Source organism: Streptomyces sp. NBC_00190 (assembly GCF_036203305.1).
Classification (GTDB): domain Bacteria; phylum Actinomycetota; class Actinomycetes; order Streptomycetales; family Streptomycetaceae; genus Streptomyces.
In genome coordinates, this window is the sequence record NZ_CP108131.1 from 3,556,682 (window position 1) to 3,574,007 (window position 17,326).

13 protein-coding genes and 1 tRNA gene are annotated in these 17,326 nt (G+C 72.3%); 5 read left to right on the forward strand and 9 right to left on the reverse strand.

Translation table 11 applies throughout. The annotated features are described in order from the left end of the window. From OG429_RS17090 to OG429_RS17100, 3 genes are all read right to left on the reverse strand, one after another. A complete protein-coding gene (locus OG429_RS17090; protein ID WP_328926176.1) occupies nucleotides 1–1,011 on the reverse strand; it encodes a hypothetical protein in 1,011 nt (336 codons plus the stop codon). 4 nt (nucleotides 1,012–1,015) lie between these two features. Beyond that, a complete protein-coding gene (locus OG429_RS17095) occupies nucleotides 1,016–3,565 on the reverse strand; it encodes a lantibiotic dehydratase (protein ID WP_328926177.1) in 2,550 nt (849 codons plus the stop codon). Nucleotides 3,566–3,678: 113 nt separating this feature from the next. Beyond that, nucleotides 3,679–3,831 (reverse strand): thiazolylpeptide-type bacteriocin, encoded by a 153-nt coding sequence (locus OG429_RS17100; protein WP_328926178.1) that lies wholly within the window; start codon nucleotides 3,829–3,831, stop codon nucleotides 3,679–3,681. A 737-nt stretch (nucleotides 3,832–4,568) separates the two neighbouring features. Between OG429_RS17100 and OG429_RS17105 the strand changes: the two genes are divergently transcribed. After that, nucleotides 4,569–4,641: transfer RNA gene (locus OG429_RS17105), tRNA-Arg, on the forward strand. Nucleotides 4,642–4,717: 76 nt separating this feature from the next. On the opposite strand, the gene OG429_RS17110 is transcribed toward OG429_RS17105, so the two are convergent. The 4 genes from OG429_RS17110 to OG429_RS17125 all read right to left on the reverse strand — a co-directional run bounded on the left by OG429_RS17110 (nucleotide 4,718) and on the right by OG429_RS17125 (nucleotide 11,451). Then, nucleotides 4,718–5,986: a HAMP domain-containing sensor histidine kinase gene (locus OG429_RS17110; RefSeq protein ID WP_328926179.1), complete on the reverse strand. Its 1,269-nt coding sequence runs from the start codon at nucleotides 5,984–5,986 to the stop codon at nucleotides 4,718–4,720. A 219-nt stretch (nucleotides 5,987–6,205) separates the two neighbouring features. Then, nucleotides 6,206–6,406: a hypothetical protein gene (locus OG429_RS17115; protein WP_328926180.1), complete on the reverse strand. Its 201-nt coding sequence runs from the start codon at nucleotides 6,404–6,406 to the stop codon at nucleotides 6,206–6,208. Nucleotides 6,407–6,517: 111 nt separating this feature from the next. Next, the gene (locus OG429_RS17120) at nucleotides 6,518–8,380 is read right to left on the reverse strand and encodes an MFS transporter (protein ID WP_405679741.1); all 1,863 of its coding nucleotides are present in this window, start codon (nucleotides 8,378–8,380) and stop codon (nucleotides 6,518–6,520) included. A gap of 131 nt (nucleotides 8,381–8,511) precedes the next feature. Beyond that, nucleotides 8,512–11,451 (reverse strand): D-alanyl-D-alanine carboxypeptidase, encoded by a 2,940-nt coding sequence (locus tag OG429_RS17125; RefSeq protein ID WP_328930313.1) that lies wholly within the window; start codon nucleotides 11,449–11,451, stop codon nucleotides 8,512–8,514. A gap of 172 nt (nucleotides 11,452–11,623) precedes the next feature. Between OG429_RS17125 and OG429_RS17130 the strand changes: the two genes are divergently transcribed. From OG429_RS17130 to OG429_RS17140, 3 genes are all read left to right on the forward strand, one after another. Then, nucleotides 11,624–12,358, forward strand: coding sequence for a GOLPH3/VPS74 family protein (locus OG429_RS17130; protein WP_328926181.1), 735 nt, complete (start codon nucleotides 11,624–11,626; stop codon nucleotides 12,356–12,358). 223 nt (nucleotides 12,359–12,581) lie between these two features. After that, entirely contained in the window at nucleotides 12,582–13,466 is an 885-nt protein-coding gene (locus tag OG429_RS17135; protein WP_328926182.1) for a helix-turn-helix domain-containing protein, read from the forward strand. Nucleotides 13,467–13,678: 212 nt separating this feature from the next. Continuing rightward, nucleotides 13,679–13,888: a DUF397 domain-containing protein gene (locus OG429_RS17140; protein WP_328926183.1), complete on the forward strand. Its 210-nt coding sequence runs from the start codon at nucleotides 13,679–13,681 to the stop codon at nucleotides 13,886–13,888. A gap of 173 nt (nucleotides 13,889–14,061) precedes the next feature. On the opposite strand, the gene OG429_RS17145 is transcribed toward OG429_RS17140, so the two are convergent. Next, complete coding sequence (locus tag OG429_RS17145; RefSeq protein ID WP_328926184.1) at nucleotides 14,062–14,946, reverse strand: hypothetical protein; 885 nt, start codon at nucleotides 14,944–14,946, stop codon at nucleotides 14,062–14,064. Nucleotides 14,947–15,075: 129 nt separating this feature from the next. Here OG429_RS17145 and OG429_RS17150 point away from each other — a divergent pair, with 129 nt between their 5' ends. After that, nucleotides 15,076–16,302 carry an aminotransferase-like domain-containing protein gene (locus tag OG429_RS17150; RefSeq protein ID WP_328926185.1) on the forward strand — a complete coding sequence of 409 codons (1,227 nt, stop codon included), beginning with the start codon at nucleotides 15,076–15,078 and terminating at the stop codon, nucleotides 16,300–16,302. Between the two features lie 25 nt (nucleotides 16,303–16,327). On the opposite strand, the gene OG429_RS17155 is transcribed toward OG429_RS17150, so the two are convergent. Next, on the reverse strand, nucleotides 16,328–17,323 hold the full coding sequence (locus OG429_RS17155; RefSeq protein ID WP_328926186.1) for a hypothetical protein: 996 nt from the start codon (nucleotides 17,321–17,323) through the stop codon (nucleotides 16,328–16,330). Between the last annotated feature and the right edge of the window lie 3 nt (nucleotides 17,324–17,326).

Here is a 17,326-nt window from a genome sequence, read left to right on the forward strand (position 1 = left end):
TCAGGCGGGCCTCACTTTGAGTCGGTCCTGCCAGGGCTCGCCGAGCCGAACGTCTATGGCGTTGGCCAGGCTGTGGCAGTACAGGTAGCGGTTGAGCGGTGTGACGCCGAGCCATTGCAGGGCTTCGTACAGCCAGTTCACGACGGCTCTGAAGGCCGTGAAGGCGGCCGGCGCGTTCTGTCCGAAACCGCCTTCGGCGAGCTGTCGGTGGAAGGCGCTCGGCGCGCTGCCCGTGTCCGGGGCGCGGCCCCCCGCGACGAGCACGTCGAGATCCGGGCGCAGAGCGGGGTCGCTCAGCTGCCGGCAGGCGGCCACGCACGCGGCGTGCCCCGGCAGCTGCTCCGGCCGGTGCAGCGCGATGTCCACCAGCCGGTCGGTCTGCGGGCGGTGGCGTTCGGCGGCGGTGGTGAAGCGGACCCGCAACTCCTCGCCGTCCGGGCGGGAGGCGAGGAACGCCTCTGCGTGGGAGTGGAACGAGAGAGAACCGAACCGTGCTCCGCCCGGGTAGGCCGCCGCCACGGCCGCCATCCATTGCAGGGCGAGTCCGGGCGCGCGGGACCGGGCCGTCGCCGCGTCCTCGGTCAGCCCCTCGGGGAGCAGGAGGGCGAGCTCGGTGAGGAACCGGTGCCGTGCCGCCTCCACCGGGCCGGGGGCGACGGGGTCGGTGGAGACGGCCACGGCCGCGTGCGGATACGGCAGGGCGTGCCGGACCTCGGTGCCCTCGGACGCCGCCAGCGAGCGGACGCGACGCCGGTACTCCCCGGCGGACCAGGCGTCTCCCGTCCCGGCCGCCGCCGCGAGCCGCTCCCGCACGGTCGCGAGAGCCGCGGCGGACGGCGATCCGTACCCCAGGTGCAGGGCGAGGTGGGGGCCGCCGTCCCAGTGCCGGGTGGGGAAGCACACGGGGACGGCGGTGTCCGCCGCGAAGTCCGCCACGAGTGGCAGCACGCCGCCGGTGAGCAGGGGGAAGGGGTCCCCCCGGTAGTCATGGACGCGCACGGTGGTCAGCACGCCGTCATCCCCTCCCCGGTGTCTGTGGTGCGTCGGCGTCGGCGTCGGCGTTCGCCGCGTCGAACTCGTAGACCGCCTCGCGGACGGACCTGCCGGCGACCGGCTCGGGCAGGCACTCCTCCAGGAACGGGTGGGTGAAGTCGGCCGCGTCCTTGGCGAACGAGCCGAGTCCCAGCGCGCCGGCCGTGTCGACGAAACGGGGCTTGGGCTGCGGGGCCGGGCGCGCCGTGACGTCCGGTACGAGCGCTTCGCCTCGCTGCCACGGCGGCAGCTGTTTGACGAAGAACCGTGCGGGAACTCCGTGTTCGGCCAGGGTCCGCACCAGGCGGTGCAGGTCGTCGGCCGAGCCCCGGTGCGCATCGGTCAGTACGGAGGCGTCCGGCAGGTACCAGCGTCGCCGCTGGAGCACGAGGTTCCCGTAGCGCAGGCGGGGGACGGCGAGGACACCGTCGGCGCCGGGCCGGACCGTATCGCGGTACACGTGGTCATACGAACAGCTGAGCAACCCGCCGCCCTGGAGCCACAGTGCGATCCGGCTGGGCGCGGGCAGCAGGTCCCACCGGGTGGAGGTGACGGTCACCGGGTGCAGAGCGCGCGGCATCTCCCAGGAGAGCCGGCCGGGAGGCCCGTCGTCGACCAGGAACGTCCGTGCCCAGTCCGCCGGACCCATGACGTCGTCGAGGAGCTGCGGATGGCAGCCGGTGTTGAATCCGTGGGCGGACCGGTCCTCGGCCGCTCCGGGGCCGAGGAGCCGGCGCAGGCGCAGCTTCAGCAGATCTGTGGCGTCGCCACCCGCGGCGGCGTCAAGGTGGAGGAAGCGTGCCGCGGTGGCGCCGAGCCCGCCGAAGATGCTGTTGGCCACCCAGTCGCCCGCCGCGTGCTGGGCCATCAACGCGTAGGAGGTGCTGTCCTGGTGCAGCCACGCGGGGAGGGCCGCGGCCCATGTCCGTACGGACTCCTCCCCGATGACGGCTTCCGTGCCGTCTCCGGCTGCGGCCGCCGAGGCCAGCAACGCGGCCAGGTCCGCCAGGATCCGGTGCCGGAACCGCCACAGCTCGTCCATGGAGGCTTGGATCTCCGGGTCCGGAAGCCGCCCCCCGGCCGCCGCCGAGGTGGCGAGCCGGGCGGCCTCGTCCGCGAGGCCCTCCGCGTCTTCCAGCAGCCGGGCCCTGCCTCCCCGTACGCGCAGCGCGGCCTGCAGGGCCAGCCGGAGATCGGCTTTGAGGTCGAAGGCGGCGAGCACGGGCAGCAGATCCGCCGCGGCGCGCAGCACGGTCGTGGGACGCGGGGTGGCGGGCAGGTCGGCGACGGCGTCCTCGTAGACCCGCAGCGGCAAGGTGTCGGGGTGCGGCAGCCGTTCGGCCGCCGCACGCAGGCGTCCCATCAGCCCGGGCCGGGACTCCGCGTCGTCGGTGGCCAGGAGGCCGGTCAGCTCGGTGATGTCCCGCAGCGTGGGCCGAAGACCGCCGTCCTGCCGCCCGCCGTCCTGCCGGCCGCCGTCCTGCGTTCCGTCGTCTTCGGGCAGCGCGTCGAGGCACGCCTGGAGGAAGCGCGGGTCCTGGTCGTCCACGGGGAGCGCGGGGGCGAGCAGGCCGGCTTTGAGGGCGGCGCGCATCACCTGCAGAGCCCGGCTGACGGAGCAGTCGAGCGCCGAGGCGAGCGAGTCGGCCAGCGTCTCCCAGGGGTGCACGCCGAAGCGGCAGGCGGCGATCAGTTCGCCCAGCTCGCGGCTGCGGCGCAGGGTCACCTTCCGCGGCCGGGGCGGCCGACCCGTGATCGCCATGAAGGCCGTCTCGGACGCGGCCGCGGGCAGCAGCGGAGCGAGCCGTACGTGCCCCGCCGTACCCGGATCGGGTTCGAGAGCGGACAGCAGCGCACCGCGCTGCACATCGACGGCGCGCAGGATGCCGGATGGCGGGGCGGCCTCCCAGCTCGCAACATCGGCCGGCGTGGCGTCGGAAGCGGCGAGGGCGGACATCGCGACGACGGTGAAGACGGAGCGCGGACTGGTGCGGGTCATGCTCCGCAGGGCGTAGGCGGTGATACGGGGCTCCGACTTGCGGTCGGCCCGGTCCGCCGTGCCCGCTCCCGCCGCGTAGCGGCGTACCGCGTGCCCCAGGTCAGGGCTCACCAGCTCGACCGATGACGACAGGGTCGGCCATGCGCACACGGTGCTCAAGGCGAAGCGCTCATGGAGCAGTTCGCCCTCGCGTTCGCGTGTCACGGCGGCCAGGAGGTCCCGATAGGCGGCGGCTGCCGCGTGCCAGCGGCGCACTGCCGGTTCGCAGTGGGCCTGGGCGGCGCGCGTATCGGGCAGTGGCGTCATCGGCTTTTCGCGGATCCTGCGCCGCAGCCGTACGTACTCGGGGCGGCCGCCATCCTGCCCTGCGGCGGACTTCAGTTCGTCGTCCGCTGCACGGGCCGCCCCGAGTGCCTGCACGGCCGTGGTGAGCAGTCGGTCCCACGAGGCGGCGGCCCGGGGCCGCACCAGCGGGGTGTACGGAAGTGGATTGACCCGCGTGGTGGCTGTTTCGGCCACGACGAATCGCCTCATGCAGGCGGTCCCCCTCTTTCTTGCCGCGGCCGCTCGTGCCGGCCGGTCTTGCCTGTCCCCGTGATCGGGAGGTGTTGCCGAGGACCATGGACGCGGCCCTCGGCAACGGCTGATCAGCTGCTGCTGCTGCAGCAGGAACAGCTGGCCCGGCAGCACGAGGCTCCGTCGGATGCCCCCATCACCGGCAGGCCGGTGGTGTCGGGTACGTCCTCCACGGAGATCTCCTCGAGCGAGAACTCCTCGAACTCGATGTCGAGTGTGTTCATGGCACCTCCCCTTCATCGACTGTCCGGGCACGCCTGCGTCAGTCGGCACACCCGTCAGTAGCGAACATTCGTTCGCTTCCGTTGATCATGCCAGTCACCAATCGCCCCCTCTTGGCCGGAATCGGACATTCCCGATTGGTCAATACACGCAGGAGACCTGCTCCAGACGGGGGTCTCGATTTCTTCGCACGGCAAAAATGTCCACAGCACTGGAGGAACGTCCACATATGCGAGTCTGGCTTGATATAGCCCTGGAGGAATCGCCAAGATCAACCGGCCCCCGAGGGTGGGCCGACGCGGCGGCGGAGGCCGGCCCCAGCCGCCACCAGCGGCAGCATGACCGGAGCACCCCCCTCATCCCCCAACTGGGAGAGCTCGCCGATACGTTCGCCGACCCGCCTCGCCCACGCCGTGCGTCAGGACCTTCCCCCTCCCGAAGCGCGCCGCTCCTTGAGCAACCCCCAGCGGCACCAGCCCATCGCCGACGACAAACGACCAGAACCCCCAGGTCACAGCCCTGCCGTCAGCACAACCCCACTCCCACGGCAATCCATGCGACCAGTCCCAGCACGATCCGCTAGGCTGTCGGTGGTCAGTCGGCTACTGCGCGCGTGTTGGCGAAAGTGTCCGCCCGGGCACCCCACCCGACACCTGCACCTGCCAGCTGACCAGGGCGTTTGATGCGCCGGGGAGGGCGAACCCCACTGGGGTTTCCCTCACGGTCTCCGTCAAGCCCCGCCTTCGTAGCTCAGGGGATAGAGCACGGCTCTCCTAAAGCCGGTGTCGCAGGTTCGAATCCTGCCGAGGGCACAGACCGAGGACCCCCAGCCGATTTCGGCCGGGGGTCCTCGTCGTCGTGGCCCAACAGGCGGGCCCGGTGCGGGAGTTACTCCGCGCCTTCGGTGGCCGGCGGTGCGGGGAGGGCGAGGCGGGCCTCGGCGCCCCCCCGAGCGGGGTTGCGGAAGGCGAGGGTGGCGCCCAGGGCGCGGGCCTGGCCCGCGGCGATGGTCAGGCCCAGGCCGTGGCCCTTGTTCATGCCCTCCGTACGGAACCGCTGCGGGCCGGCGGTCAGGAGGTACTCCGGGTAGCCCGGGCCCGCGTCCGTCACGGTCAGGGTCCGGCCGTCCACCGTGACCGTGACCGGGGCCGCGCCGTGCTTGTGGGCGTTGGCGATGAGGTTGCCCAGGATCCGCTCCAGGCGGCGCCGGTCCGTCTCCACCCGGAGGGACGAGACCACCTCCAGGGCCGTGTCCGCGCCCGAGGCGCGGATCGTACGGGCCGCCAGGTCGGCCAGGTCGTACGAGTCGAGGTCCACGCGCTCCGTGCCCGTGTCCAGCCGGGAGATCTCCAGCAGGTCCTCGGTGAGCGCGCGCATGGCCCGTACGCGGTCCCGTACGAGCTCGGCCGGGCGGCCCGGCGGCAGGAGCTCGGCGGCCGCGTTCAGGCCGGTCAGGGGGGTGCGGAGCTCGTGGGCGACGTCCGCCGTGAACCGCCGCTCGGCTTCCAGCTTGCACTGGAGCGAGGAGGCCATCGTGTCCAAGGCCCGGGAGACGGCCGCCACCTCGTCCTTGTTCCGCGGGCTGTCGCCGACCCGCGCGTCCAGGTCGCCCGCGCTGATCCGGCGGGCGACCTGCGCGGTCAGGTGCAGCCGCCGGGTGATCCGGGTGACGCCGAGCGCGCCGATCAGGAGGGTGCCGCCGATGGCGAGCACCGAGGAGCCGAGGATGGCCCGGTCCAGTTCGGCGATGGTCCGCTCGGCGGCGGTGAAGTCGACGGAGACGGCTATGGCGCTGTCGTGGTCGGCCGGGGCCGCCGCCCACATGGCGGACCGGCCGCGGTGTTCGCCGATGGCCGTGCCGCGCTTGCCGCTGATCGCCAGCCGGCGCAGTTCCGCGGGCAGACCGACCGGGTCTATGCCCTCGCCCCGCGCCATGCGCGCGCCGGCCTCGTACGACGCGACGGTCCGCTCCAGCTTGGCGAGCGCCTTCTCGCGCGCCGTGCCGACGGTCTGGTGCGTCATGGCGTTGTGCACGAGGCCGCCGAGCAGGGCCGCGAGGCCGCAGCACATGAAGGTGATGAAGAGGGCGGCCTTCCAGGTCAGTGTGGAGGTCCAGGCGGGCAGCCGGAGGCTGATCGTGCGCTGGGTCTCGTTCATGATCCTGCGGACCCGTCCGTCCTCAGTTGTCCGGCGCCGGGCTCCCCGGCCAGCCCACCGTAATCGGCCTGCCTGAGCGGGCATCAGGCGGCCTCCGGTCGAGATCACGCCAGATCAGGCCAGATCGCGGCGGATCGCGGCGCGGCGAGGGCGCCGCGCAGGACGCACGAAGCCCTCCCGGCAGTAGCCGGAAGGGCTGTCCGAGTAGTTACGAGAAGGTCAGCTCAGGCCTCTGCTGCGCTCGCCGATGCGGTCACCCTGCGGAGTCCCGGACCGCTTCAGGGCCGCCTTCGTGTGCGCCCCGCCCTTCACCTTGCTCCGCAGCAGGCCGTCGAAGCCGTGGCCCGCCGGACGCGGCGGCCGATCCGGCTCCGGGGCCTGGAAAGCCTCTCGGAAGTCCTGCTTCTGCTCTTTGCTCATCCCGTCGTCAACTCCCTCGGGAAGCACCCAATCGGACTACTGGGATCGTAAGCAGATATACGGGACAACGCACCCGGACCGGACGCAAAGTTTTCCGGATCGCCCCGTGGATCAAGGACGGGGCGGAGCGGGCCGCTCCGGCGGCCCCAGCACGCCGTAGACCAGCTCCTCCGGGCACGGCGTGCCACGCGGCAGCTGGTACTTCGCCGCCACCCGGTACTCCCCCGGCGCCGGCGCGAGCAGCTCCGTCCACACGTCGCCGGACTCGTCCGGCGCGGCCTTGAACAGGCATCCGGCCGTGTTCGCGTACTCCTTCGCAGCGGCCGTCTTCGCCTTCGACGCGAAGGTCTCCTCCGGCGGCGCCACCGGCTTGCCCGCCGCGTCCACCAGCCCCAGCCAGGGCGAGTGCGGGATGCGCACCAGCACCCGCCCGGGCTGCTTCACGTCGATGACGAGCCGGTCGGCGCCCGCCCGCACCACCGTCGCCGGCCCGGACACCAGATCCGTCGGCTCGTGCACCTTGAACAGCTGCCAGTTCGCGTCGCCCCACACCTGCTGGAGGTACGGGAGCCCGCCACGCACCAGCTTCGCCTCGTCCTCGCCGCCCGAATCGGGTTTGTCGGCGGGCAGCACCACGTAGTGCACGGCCCAGCGTCCCAGCCAGGCCCGGTAGCTGTCGGCGGTGAGGGTGTCGTCGTAGAAGAGCGGGTTCCGCTCCAGGTCGGCCTGCCGGTTCCAGCCGCGCGCGAGGTTCACGTACGAGGGGAAGGCGGAGGACTCTCGGTGGCTGCTGGCCGGGACCACCTCGACCCGGCCCCGGTCGGCGCCCGCCTTCTGCAGCTGGTCGACGAGCGGGGCCAGCTCACGGTTCCAGGCGGCCACCGGGGTGGTGCGGACGATGTCCGTGATGCTGTTGGTGGTGATCCAGATGTTCAGCCCGGCGAAGGCCAGCAGCACCGCGTACCAGTGCCGCGAGCGCCGGACCGGGTACGGGAGCGCCGCGAGCAGCACGGCCCCGCCGAACAGCATGACCAGCCGGGTCACGTTCGAGCCGACCTGGGAGTCGATCTGCCAGGTCAGGTAGACGCCGAAGGTGTAGACGGCCGAGGCGATCCGGACCGTCTTCCAGCGCTTGGGGACGAGGAAGAGGACCGCCAGGGCGAACACGAACGGCGGCGCGGCCGAGCCCAGCTTCATCGGCTGCGTCCCGGAGAAGGGGAACAGCCAGGCCGACAGCCCGACCACGGCCATCGGGGCCAGCCCCAGCGCGTACGCGCCCGGGCGCCGCCCGCTCAGGAACAGCGCGGCCGCGATCACCCCGAGGAAGAGCCCGGCGACCGGGCTGGCGGCGGTCGCGAGCCCGGCCAGCGGAGCCGCGACGGCCGCCTTGGCCCAGCGCCGCTCCGCCCATTTGCGGGGCCAGCAGAAGACGGCGGCGACCGCGCCGAGCGCGAACATCACGCCGAGGCCGAAGGTGACGCGGCCCGACAGGGCGTTGCAGAGCAGCCCGTACACCCCGGCCAGGGCGGGCCACAGGGGCTCGCGCACGGCCCCGCGGCAGCGGGTCAGGACCAGGGCGAGCAGCCCGGCCGAGACGGTACCCGCGATCATCATCGTGGTCCGGACACCGAGCATGTGCATGAGGTACGGCGAGACCACGCTGTACGAGACGGGGTGCATGCCGCCGTACCAGGCGAGGTTGTACGCCGAGTCGGGGTGGCGGCCGACGAACTCCGCCCAGGCGTCCTGCGCGGCGAGATCGCCGCCGCTGTTGGCGAAGCTGAAGAACCAGACGACGTGCAGCACCCCGGCGAGCAGCGTCGACACCGCGACCGGGTGACGGCGGACCCGGTCGAGGACCCGGCGGGGTATGCCGCCGGGCGCGGCGGGAGCGGGCAGCGCGGTGTCGCCCTCGCCGCCGGCGGCCGACAAAACGGCTGCCCGCGGGCGTCCCTGCTGCTCAGCGGTGGTCACTGCCGCACTCCCCAACACGTGGATCGACACATGGCTCCACACCCGCGGACACGTCCCGGGTCCCGGGACGTGAGACGTGCTCCGGCGTCCCGGGGTTGCCCGGGACGCCGGATCCACGCTCCCACCTGCTGTCAGCCGACGCGCGTCAGCTTGCTGCCGATGCCCGGCGCGGCGAGGTCGCTCTGCAGGGCCACCGGCACCTTCACCTGGCTCGCGCCCTCGCCGACGGTCAGTACGCCGATCTCGGTGCCGGCCGTGGCGGTCTGCGGGATCTTGCTGCCTCCGTCGGCGAGCTTCACGTCCACGGTGAGGCCGGCCCAGCCGACCGCCTGGACGTCGGCGGTGGCGACGACCGGGGTCCGGCCGCCGAGGCCGTCGTCCACGTAGCCGACCACCTCGCCCTTCTTCACGACGGGCGCGCCGTCGAGGGACTTCTGGGTGGCGATCATCAGCTGCCTGCTCGCGGCGACGACGCTGTCGATGATCGGCGGCTTGTGCTGACCGAGGACGGCTCCGACGATCAGCTGGTTGGTCTTGCCGACCTTCTTCTGGGCGGCGAAGAGGAGGTTTCCGCCGGCCTTGGTCGTCGTACCGGTCTTGATGCCGAGTGAGTCGTTGGCCGGGACGAGGCCGTTCCAGTTCCGCCAGGACTTGCCCGACGGGTCGGTCCAGTTGGGCTTCTTCGTGATCTCGAGCAGCGTCTCGATCTCCACCAGCTTCAGGCCCAGCTTGACCTGGTCCTCGGCGGTGCTCACCGTGGTCGCGTCCAGGCCCGAGGGGTCCGTGTACGTGGTGTTCTTCATGCCGAGTTCCTTGGCGGTGTCGTTCATCTTCTTGACGAACGCCTCCTGGGAACCGGAGTCCCAGCGCGCCAGCAGCCGCGCGATGTTGTTGGCCGACGGGATCATGAGGGCGGCGATCGCGTCGTACTCCGAGATCTTCTCGCCCTCCTTGACCGTGTCGAGGGTGGACTCGTTGTCGGTCGAGTTGTTCTTCTTGCCCTCGGTCTCGGCGGTCTTGTCGATGTCGATCAAGGCGCCCTGCTCACCCTTCTTGATGGGGTGGTCGCGCAGGATGATGTACGCCGTCATCGACTTGGTGACGCTCGCGATCGGCACCGGCTTCTGCTCGCCGGACTGGCCGAGCGTGCCGAGGCCGGCGGCGGCCATGTAGGCCTGGCCCTCACTGGGCCAGGGCAGGTCGGGCTTGGAGCCGCCGAAGGTGTACTGGGACTTCGCGGTCATCACGAGCTTCGGCTGGGGCAGGGGGCGCACCAGCTGCACGACGGCCAGGATGATCGCGAGGAGCACGACGAGCGGGAAGTAGATCTTGAACCGCCGGATCGCGGTGCGGAGCGGGCTCGGCGGCGGGGGCGGGTTGTTCGTGAGGTCCGCCAGCATGTCGAGCGGCGGCCTGGGGGGCAGGGGCTGCTGGGTGGTCCGCTCCGCGCGGTCCATCGCGGGCGCGGACGGGGAGCCGGACGCGGGGCCGGACGCGGGCGCCGGGACCTTCGGGGCCGGGGCCTTCGGGGCCGGGGCCTTCGGGGCGGGCGCCTTCGCGGCCGGAGCCTCCGGAGCAGGGGCCTTCGCGGCCGGGGCCCCCTGAGCCGGGGTCTTCGGAGCCGGGGTCTTCGCGGCCGGGGTCTTCGGAGCCGGGGTCTCGGCCGGCTTCGGCTTCGGCTGCTGCCCGGGCTCGTCGGTCCGCAGCGGCACGAAGGTGCTGGCCTTCGGCGCCGCCGCGGCGGAGTCGGCAGCGGCGGGCTTCACGGCCCGGAAGACGGCGGTGCGCTCGCTGTCGGCCGACTCGTCGGCGGGGGCGGCCGTCGGCTCGGCCGGACCGGAATCGGCGGCCGGCTTCGGCTTCACCGCACGGAACACGGCGGTGCGCTCGCTGTCGGCGGAATCCGCGTCGGAATCCACCTTCGGAATCCGGAACACCCCGGTCCGCTCACGCGGAGCGGGCTCCTTGACGGACTCGCCCTCGGAAGCGGAATCGGAGGCGGAGGCGGAAGCCGAAGCGGAATCAGCCTTCGGCTTCACGGCCCGGAAGACGGCGGTGCGCGCGCTGTCGGCCGGCTCCTCGGCAGGAGCAGACTTCGGGGCCGCCGAACCGGCATCGCCGGACCCGTTGCCCGGGGTCTCCTTCGAACCGGCCGGAGCGGAATCGGCAGCGGCCGACTTCGCGACCCGGAAGACGGCGGTGCGCTCGCTGCCGGCCGGCTCCTCGGCAGGAGCAGACTTCGGGGCCGCCGAACCGGCATCGCCGGACCGGTCGCCCGGGGTCTCCTTCGAACCGGCCGGAGCGGAATCGGCAGCGGCCGACTTCGCGACCCGGAAGACGGCGGTGCGCTCGCTGCCGGCCGACTCGTCGGCAGGGGCAGCCTTCGGCTCGGCCGAACCGGAATCCGCAGGCCGCTTGGCGGCAGCCGGCTTCGCGGCCCGGAAGACGGCCGTGCGCTCACCGTCGGCCGACCCGTCGGTCACGGCGGGCTTCTGCTCGGCCGAAGCGGAATCCGCGGGCCGGGCGGCAGGGGCCGCCTTCCGGGCCGGGGTCTCCTTCGGCGCAGCCGAATCAGAATCGGCCGGCTGCTCGACGGCGGCAGGCTTCTCGGCCGCCGGGGCAGCCTTCGGCTCCGCCGGAGCGGAATCGGCAGGCCGGTCGGCCGGGGCCGGCTTCGGCTCGGCCGGACCCGAAGCGGAATCAGCGGGCTTCGGTGCCGAACCCGAATCCGCCGTCTCGGCCTCGCCGTCGGCCTCGCCGTCACCATCCGAAGCCGAGGCCGACTCCGCCCGTACGGAGGACCCCGCGGAGTCGGGGTCCGGCGACGAACTCGCCGCCCCGCTCCCCCGTTCCGGGGCCCGGTCCTCCTCGGAGGCCTTCTCCTCGGACGTGGCGACCCACGCCGCCACCACGTCCCGCAGCGCATCCCGCTCAGCGGCGGGGGCCTCGGGATCCCGCGGCCTGAACACCGAAAGCCTCGGGTCACCCTCCGCGGAGGTCGACGCCGCCCCCGGCGTTCCTTCATCAACCGACTTGTCGGGGGACTCGCCCGCCACCAGTTCCTCCTCCATCGCCGCCACGTCCGGCTGTCCGAATGTCTAACAGTGTCCCGTCTAGGGGGCATCGCCCACGTGCTAGACGAGAACGACATAGCTGCGGGTTCCCCCACAAAGCGGCCACGCGCTCTCGACAGATGAATGTGAGAGGCGTCACCCTGTCACTCATCCACGCGGGGAGGCATGGATGGGCAGGAGCCGCAGAACAATTCCGGAGGAGCTTCTGTTGCTCGCTTTGGACCCGGCCACGGGTACCACGGCGCAGCCGCAGTCGCTCGACCTCGGCCTGGCCGGGGCACAGCTAGTGGAGCTGGCTCTGGCAGGACGGATAGCCCCTGACGGGGATCGTATCGCCGTGGTGATGCCACGGCCGACAGGAGATCCGACTCTGGACTCCGCACTGGAACTGCTGCGCAGGCGCGGCAGTCCGGTACGGGCCGTCCACTGGATCGGTGGACCCCGGCTGGGGCTCCGCCAGATTTACCTCGCCCACCTGGAGCGCTGCGGCATGGTCCACGCCGTCGCGGGACAGATGTGCGGGGTGCTGCCGACGACTCGCTACCAGGCGACGGACACGGCGATCAGCCGGGAGATCCGTGCCCGGCTCGACAGTGCGATCCGCACCGGCGTACCGCCGGACCCGCGGACCGCGGCGCTTGCCGCGCTGGCCCACGCGGTCGGACTCGGCAAGCACCTGTACCCCGGCAACGAGGGGCGGTCGTCCAGGTCCCGGCTGCGGGACCTGATCCGGCACGACCCGATGGGCGGACTCGTGGCGCATGCCGTGATGGACGTCCAGAACGGTGTGGCCGCACAGCCGCGCCGTGACCGCGCACCGGCACCGCCGGCCCGTGCCACGGCGAGCAGCGTCCCGCTGCAGCCGCGCCGGACCGGTGCGATGGCCCGCGCGGCCGCGCACTGATCCACCCGCTCCACCGCATTGCCATCGCCGTAACCGACGTCCGCGAAGACCCGGTTCGGGAGCCGCCAGCGCGCGGGGTGACGAGGCCATCACACGGGCCGCGTCGCCCCGCGCGTCTGTTTTCCCGGCCGTTCCCCAGCGGTGGCGCCCGCTTCGGTGGCAGTCTGCTCGACATCAGACACGCAGAGAGACCGCGACAGAAGAAGGCGGAGGTGCCGTTCACGTGGCGTCCAATGTCAATCCCACCGTCCGACGCCGCCGACTGGGCATGGAGTTGCGCAAGCTCCGCGAGGACAAGGGCATGACGGCCGAGCAGGTCGCCGAGCGCCTGCTCGTCTCCCAGTCCAAGATCAGCAGGCTGGAGAACGGCCGCCGTTCCATCAGCCAGCGCGACGTACGCGACCTGTGCGAGGTGTACGAGGTGGAGGACCTCCGGCTGGTGGACTCGCTCATGCAGATGGCCAAGGATTCCCGCCAGCAGGGCTGGTGGCACGCCTTCGGAGACATCCCGTACAGCGTCTACATCGGCCTGGAGACGGATGCCGCGAGCCTGCGCACCTACGAACCGCTGGTCATCCCGGGGCTGCTCCAGACCACGGAGTACGCCCAGGCCCTCGTCCGCGGCGCGTGGCCGGAGACCGCTCCGGCGGACGTGGAGAAGCGCGTCCAGGTCCGGATGCACCGCCAGAAGCGGCTCTCCGAGACGGACAACAACAACCCGGAGCTCGGACCGCTGCGCCTGTGGGCGGTGATCGACGAGGCCGCGCTGCGCCGGTGCGTGGGCGACGCCCAGCTGATGACCCGGCAGCTCGAGTACTTGATAAAGCAGTCGGAGCAGCCCCACGTCACGGTGCAGGTGATGCCGTTCTCGCTGGGGGCGCACCCCGGCGTCAACGGCCAGTACGCCATCCTGGAATTCCCGGACGCGTCCGACTCGACCGTGGTCTACATCGAGGGCGTGACGAGCGACCTGTACCTGGAGAAGGCCAACGACGTGCAGAAGTACAGCGTGATGTACGAGCACCTGCGCGCCCAGGCCCTCAACGTCGGCCAGACGCGGGAGTTCATCTCGGGGATCATCGACCACTACGCGGGCGAAGGCGAGTAAATCAGCCGGAAACAGGGCGAGTCCGGGAGGGCGGCGCGGCGGGTCGGCACGGTACACCGTCACTCCCCGGCCACATAAGCCCTGACTGGAATATGCCACTCGGTCGGGTGAACGGCTCCTTCACCTATCAGGAGCTGCGGGTAGCGTCGATCACGTCAGCCGGACAAGTGGCCGACACGCCAGCAGAACTACTCGCTGAACCGGAGAGAAACATGGCTATTCGCCAGGGCGCCACGGACAACTGGACCAAGTCCTCCTATTCCGCCAACGGAGCCTGCGTCGAGGTCAAGTCCCCCGTCATGGAGGCCATCGCGGTCCGTGACTCGAAGGTGCAGGACGGCCCGTCCCTCACCTTCGCGCCCGGCTCCTGGACCTCGTTCGTCGACGGTGTCAGCGAGGGCCGGCTGGGACGTCTAGCCTGAACGTCACTGCAGACGCCCCAGCCGCCACGGATCAGCCGTCGGCACCACCGGGCCGTCCGAACTTCCGCAGTACTGACTAGAGCCCTCTCGACTGGCCGCCGTCCTGGCCGAGGGGGCTCGGCCACGTCCGGGCGCACCCGGGTGCGGCCACCTCAGCCGGCCACCTCAGCCGGTCACCTCAGCTGGTCGACGTACCGGTCCGTCCCCGGGACCGTGGGGATGAACGGCGCGACCAGCTCCACCCGTCCCAGCCCCGCCTCCGCGACCTCGGCGTCCAGCCCCTGGAAGTGGCCCCAGCAGGCAGGCTCCCGGGGGTCCTGCTCCAGGAACCACAGCAGCGTGAGGCGGGTGTCGACCCCCTCGACCTGCTTGACGTACGTCATCCGGTCACCGGGCAGCGGCGTGGGCCGGAAGACCGTCACCATCGCGGCCGGAGAGCCGTGCAGCCGCCCGGGCAGGGCGCGTGCGCGCAGCCACTCCAGCAGTTCGGCCCGCTGCTCGGGGCCTTCGGCGTCGACGACCTGCACGACGAGGCCCGCGTACGGGTGGTCGAGGGCGTGGAAGTCGCGCGGGCCGGCGGCGCCGTCGCGGTAGACGGTGGCCTCGTGGTCCTGGAAGGCCGTGAACACGTGGGTACGGTCCTGGTAGACCCGGCCGTCGCGGTTCAGGCGCTTGTTGATGCCGACGGTCCACTTCATGTGCTCGTCGTAGCGGCCCTCGGTGACCCAGTACGTCGATATGTAGCAGCCGGCGGTGACCGGCTGGGCGACGGCCGACTTCTCGGGGTAGCGCAGCTCCTGGAGCTCGCGGGTGGCCACCCAGCGGCGGCCCGCGTACATCCAGGGCATGGCCATCGCGCCGGCGTAGTAGTGGTCGTCCTCGTACCAGCGGTTGTACGCGTACTCGTGCCCCGGGTGCGGCTCCACCATGGTGATCAGCGCATGGCCGGGGCGGACGCCGTAGGGGCCGACGGCCGCGAGAGCGGCGTAGTCGTCGGCGCGGGTGTCCTGCTGCGGCTGACGGTCCTGGGGCCGTCGGCCCTGCTCTCCTGTCGTCATGGGACCGGTCTAGCTGATATGCCGTCAGATGGGGAGGGGCCGGGGCCGGTTCACGACGTGACATACATACGTGCCACCTGCATCTTTCCGGGGCTACGATGCGCGCACCCGACTCCCCAAGGAGCTCCCGTGCCCGCTGAAGCCGCCCTTTCCGCCGCCGTGTCGGCGCCGCCCGCGTTCGCCGCGCGTGCCACCTCGGTGGAGAGTTCGTCCGTACGCCAGATCCTCGCGCTCACCGCACGCCCCGGGATCATCTCCTTCGCCGGCGGCCTCCCCGCCCCGGAGCTCTTCGACACCGAGGGGCTGCGGACCGCGTACGACGCCGCCTTCACGGACTCCGCGCGGCGGGCGCTGCAGTACTCGACGACCGAGGGGGCGCCGGAGCTGCGCGCCGCCGTCGCGCAGCGGGCGACGGCGCGGGGGCTGGCGACGGCCGTGGACGACGTGATCGTCACCTCGGGCTCCCAGCAGGCCCTCACGCTCATCACGAGCGCCCTGATAGAGCCCGGGGACGTGGTCCTCGTCGAGAACCCCACCTACCTGGCGGCGCTCCAGTGCTTCGCACTGGCCGGGGCGCGGGTGGTGGCCGTGCCCTGCGACGACGAGGGCATCATCCCCGAGGCCCTGGCCGAGGCCGTCGTACGGGAACGCCCCAAGCTGCTCTACACGATCCCCACCTTCCAGAACCCGACGGGCCGCACCCTGCCGGGGGACCGGCGGGCGGAGGTGGCGAGGACGGCGGCACGCCTCGGACTGTGGCTGGTCGAGGACGATCCGTACGGGGAACTGCGCTACGAGGGCGCGGAGGTCCCCTGGCTGGCGGCCCACCCGGGGGCGGAGGACCGCACGGCGCTGCTCGGCAGCTTCTCCAAGATCATGGCGCCGGGGCTGCGACTGGGCTGGCTGCGGGCCCCGGCGGCGCTGCTGCGGGCCGCGGTGATCGCGAAGCAGGCGGCCGACCTGCACACGTCGACGGTGGACCAGCTGGCCGCGGCCCGCTACCTGGCCACGACGGACCTGGACACCCACGTGGACACGGTCCGCGCCGCCTACCGGCCGCGCCGCGACGCCCTGTTGGCGGGCCTGTCCGACGTCCTCCCGGCGGGCTCCGAGTGGAACCGCCCGGAGGGCGGCATGTTCGTCTGGGCCCGCCTCCCGGAGGGCCACGACGCGACGGCCCTCCTGAAGACGGCCATCGCCCACGAGGTCGCCTTCGTGCCGGGCTCCTCCTTCTTCACCGGCCCCCCGGACCCCCGCACCCTGCGCCTGTCGTTCACGACGCACACGCCGCAGGAGATCTCGCAGGGCGTGGCCCGCCTGGGCGCAGCACTGACGGAACACGGGGGCCGGTGGTAGCGGCGGCGGACCGTTCCCCGCGCCGTCACGGGCAGGCCGTGGCCGGGTCGTCGTGGACGAGGGCGCAGATCATCTGCGCCCCGCGCCGGTGCTCGGGGTACGCGGCGAGGAGCTCGGCCTCGAAGTCGTTCCACTGGCGCGTGATCTCGGCGGCGGCCCCGGCCGTGGCGCGGCGGAAGTTGTCGCCCGTCTTCGAGCGGGCGGACGCGGCGGTGTCCTTGTTCAGGTCGCGGTTGTGCGAGACGCGGCCGTCGCAGTCGGCGGGCTTGAAGCCGGTGGAGTCGACGTCGGGGTAGCAGCCGGTGGCGAGGTCCGCGGGGATGTGCTCCCGCGCCTCCCGGGTCCAGTCGGCGTCCTTCATCGCGCTGTAGCGGCGGATGTCGAGGAACGGCGCCACGTCCGTACGCTCCAGGCCGGGCGGGTTGGCGGGGCCGACCGGACCGGGGGCCGGCCGGTCGCTCCAGTTGGAGTGCGCGTAGAAGTCCTCGATCTGGTGCCAGCCGCGGCCCAGCTGTTCGATGAGGACGCACTTGGCCCGCCCGGGCTTCTCCTCCCACGTGCAGGGTGAGGAGAGGTCGCTCTGGTCGGCGCGCACCTTGCCGTCTGCGTCGACGAGGCCGTCGGCGGCCCGGACCGCGCTCCGGAAGCGGGCGACGGAGGTGCGGACGCAGGCGAGGAGCTCGGTGGTGGCCTCGTCCCGGGTGCGGGGGTAGCCGGGGGCGTGGCGGGGGTCGAGGTAGTCGGCGTTGTCGCAGTGCAGGGGTCCGACGTCGAAGTAGGGACGGCGGTCGTTGGCGTTGATCGCCCCCAGGTGGGCGTCGGACATCTCGGCCAGCGTCCTGGGCTGCCAGGGCAGGGCGGCCCGGGTGATGTCCTCGTGGTTGTCACCGGTGAAGGCACGGGCGGGACCGGCCGGCCCGGCGGCCAGAGCGGCCGCGAGGAAGGCCGCGACAGCCGCGAAGGCCGTCCGCGGCGGCCCGGGCGGCGGACGGCGGGACACACGGGGCGCCTTGACGGCCATGCC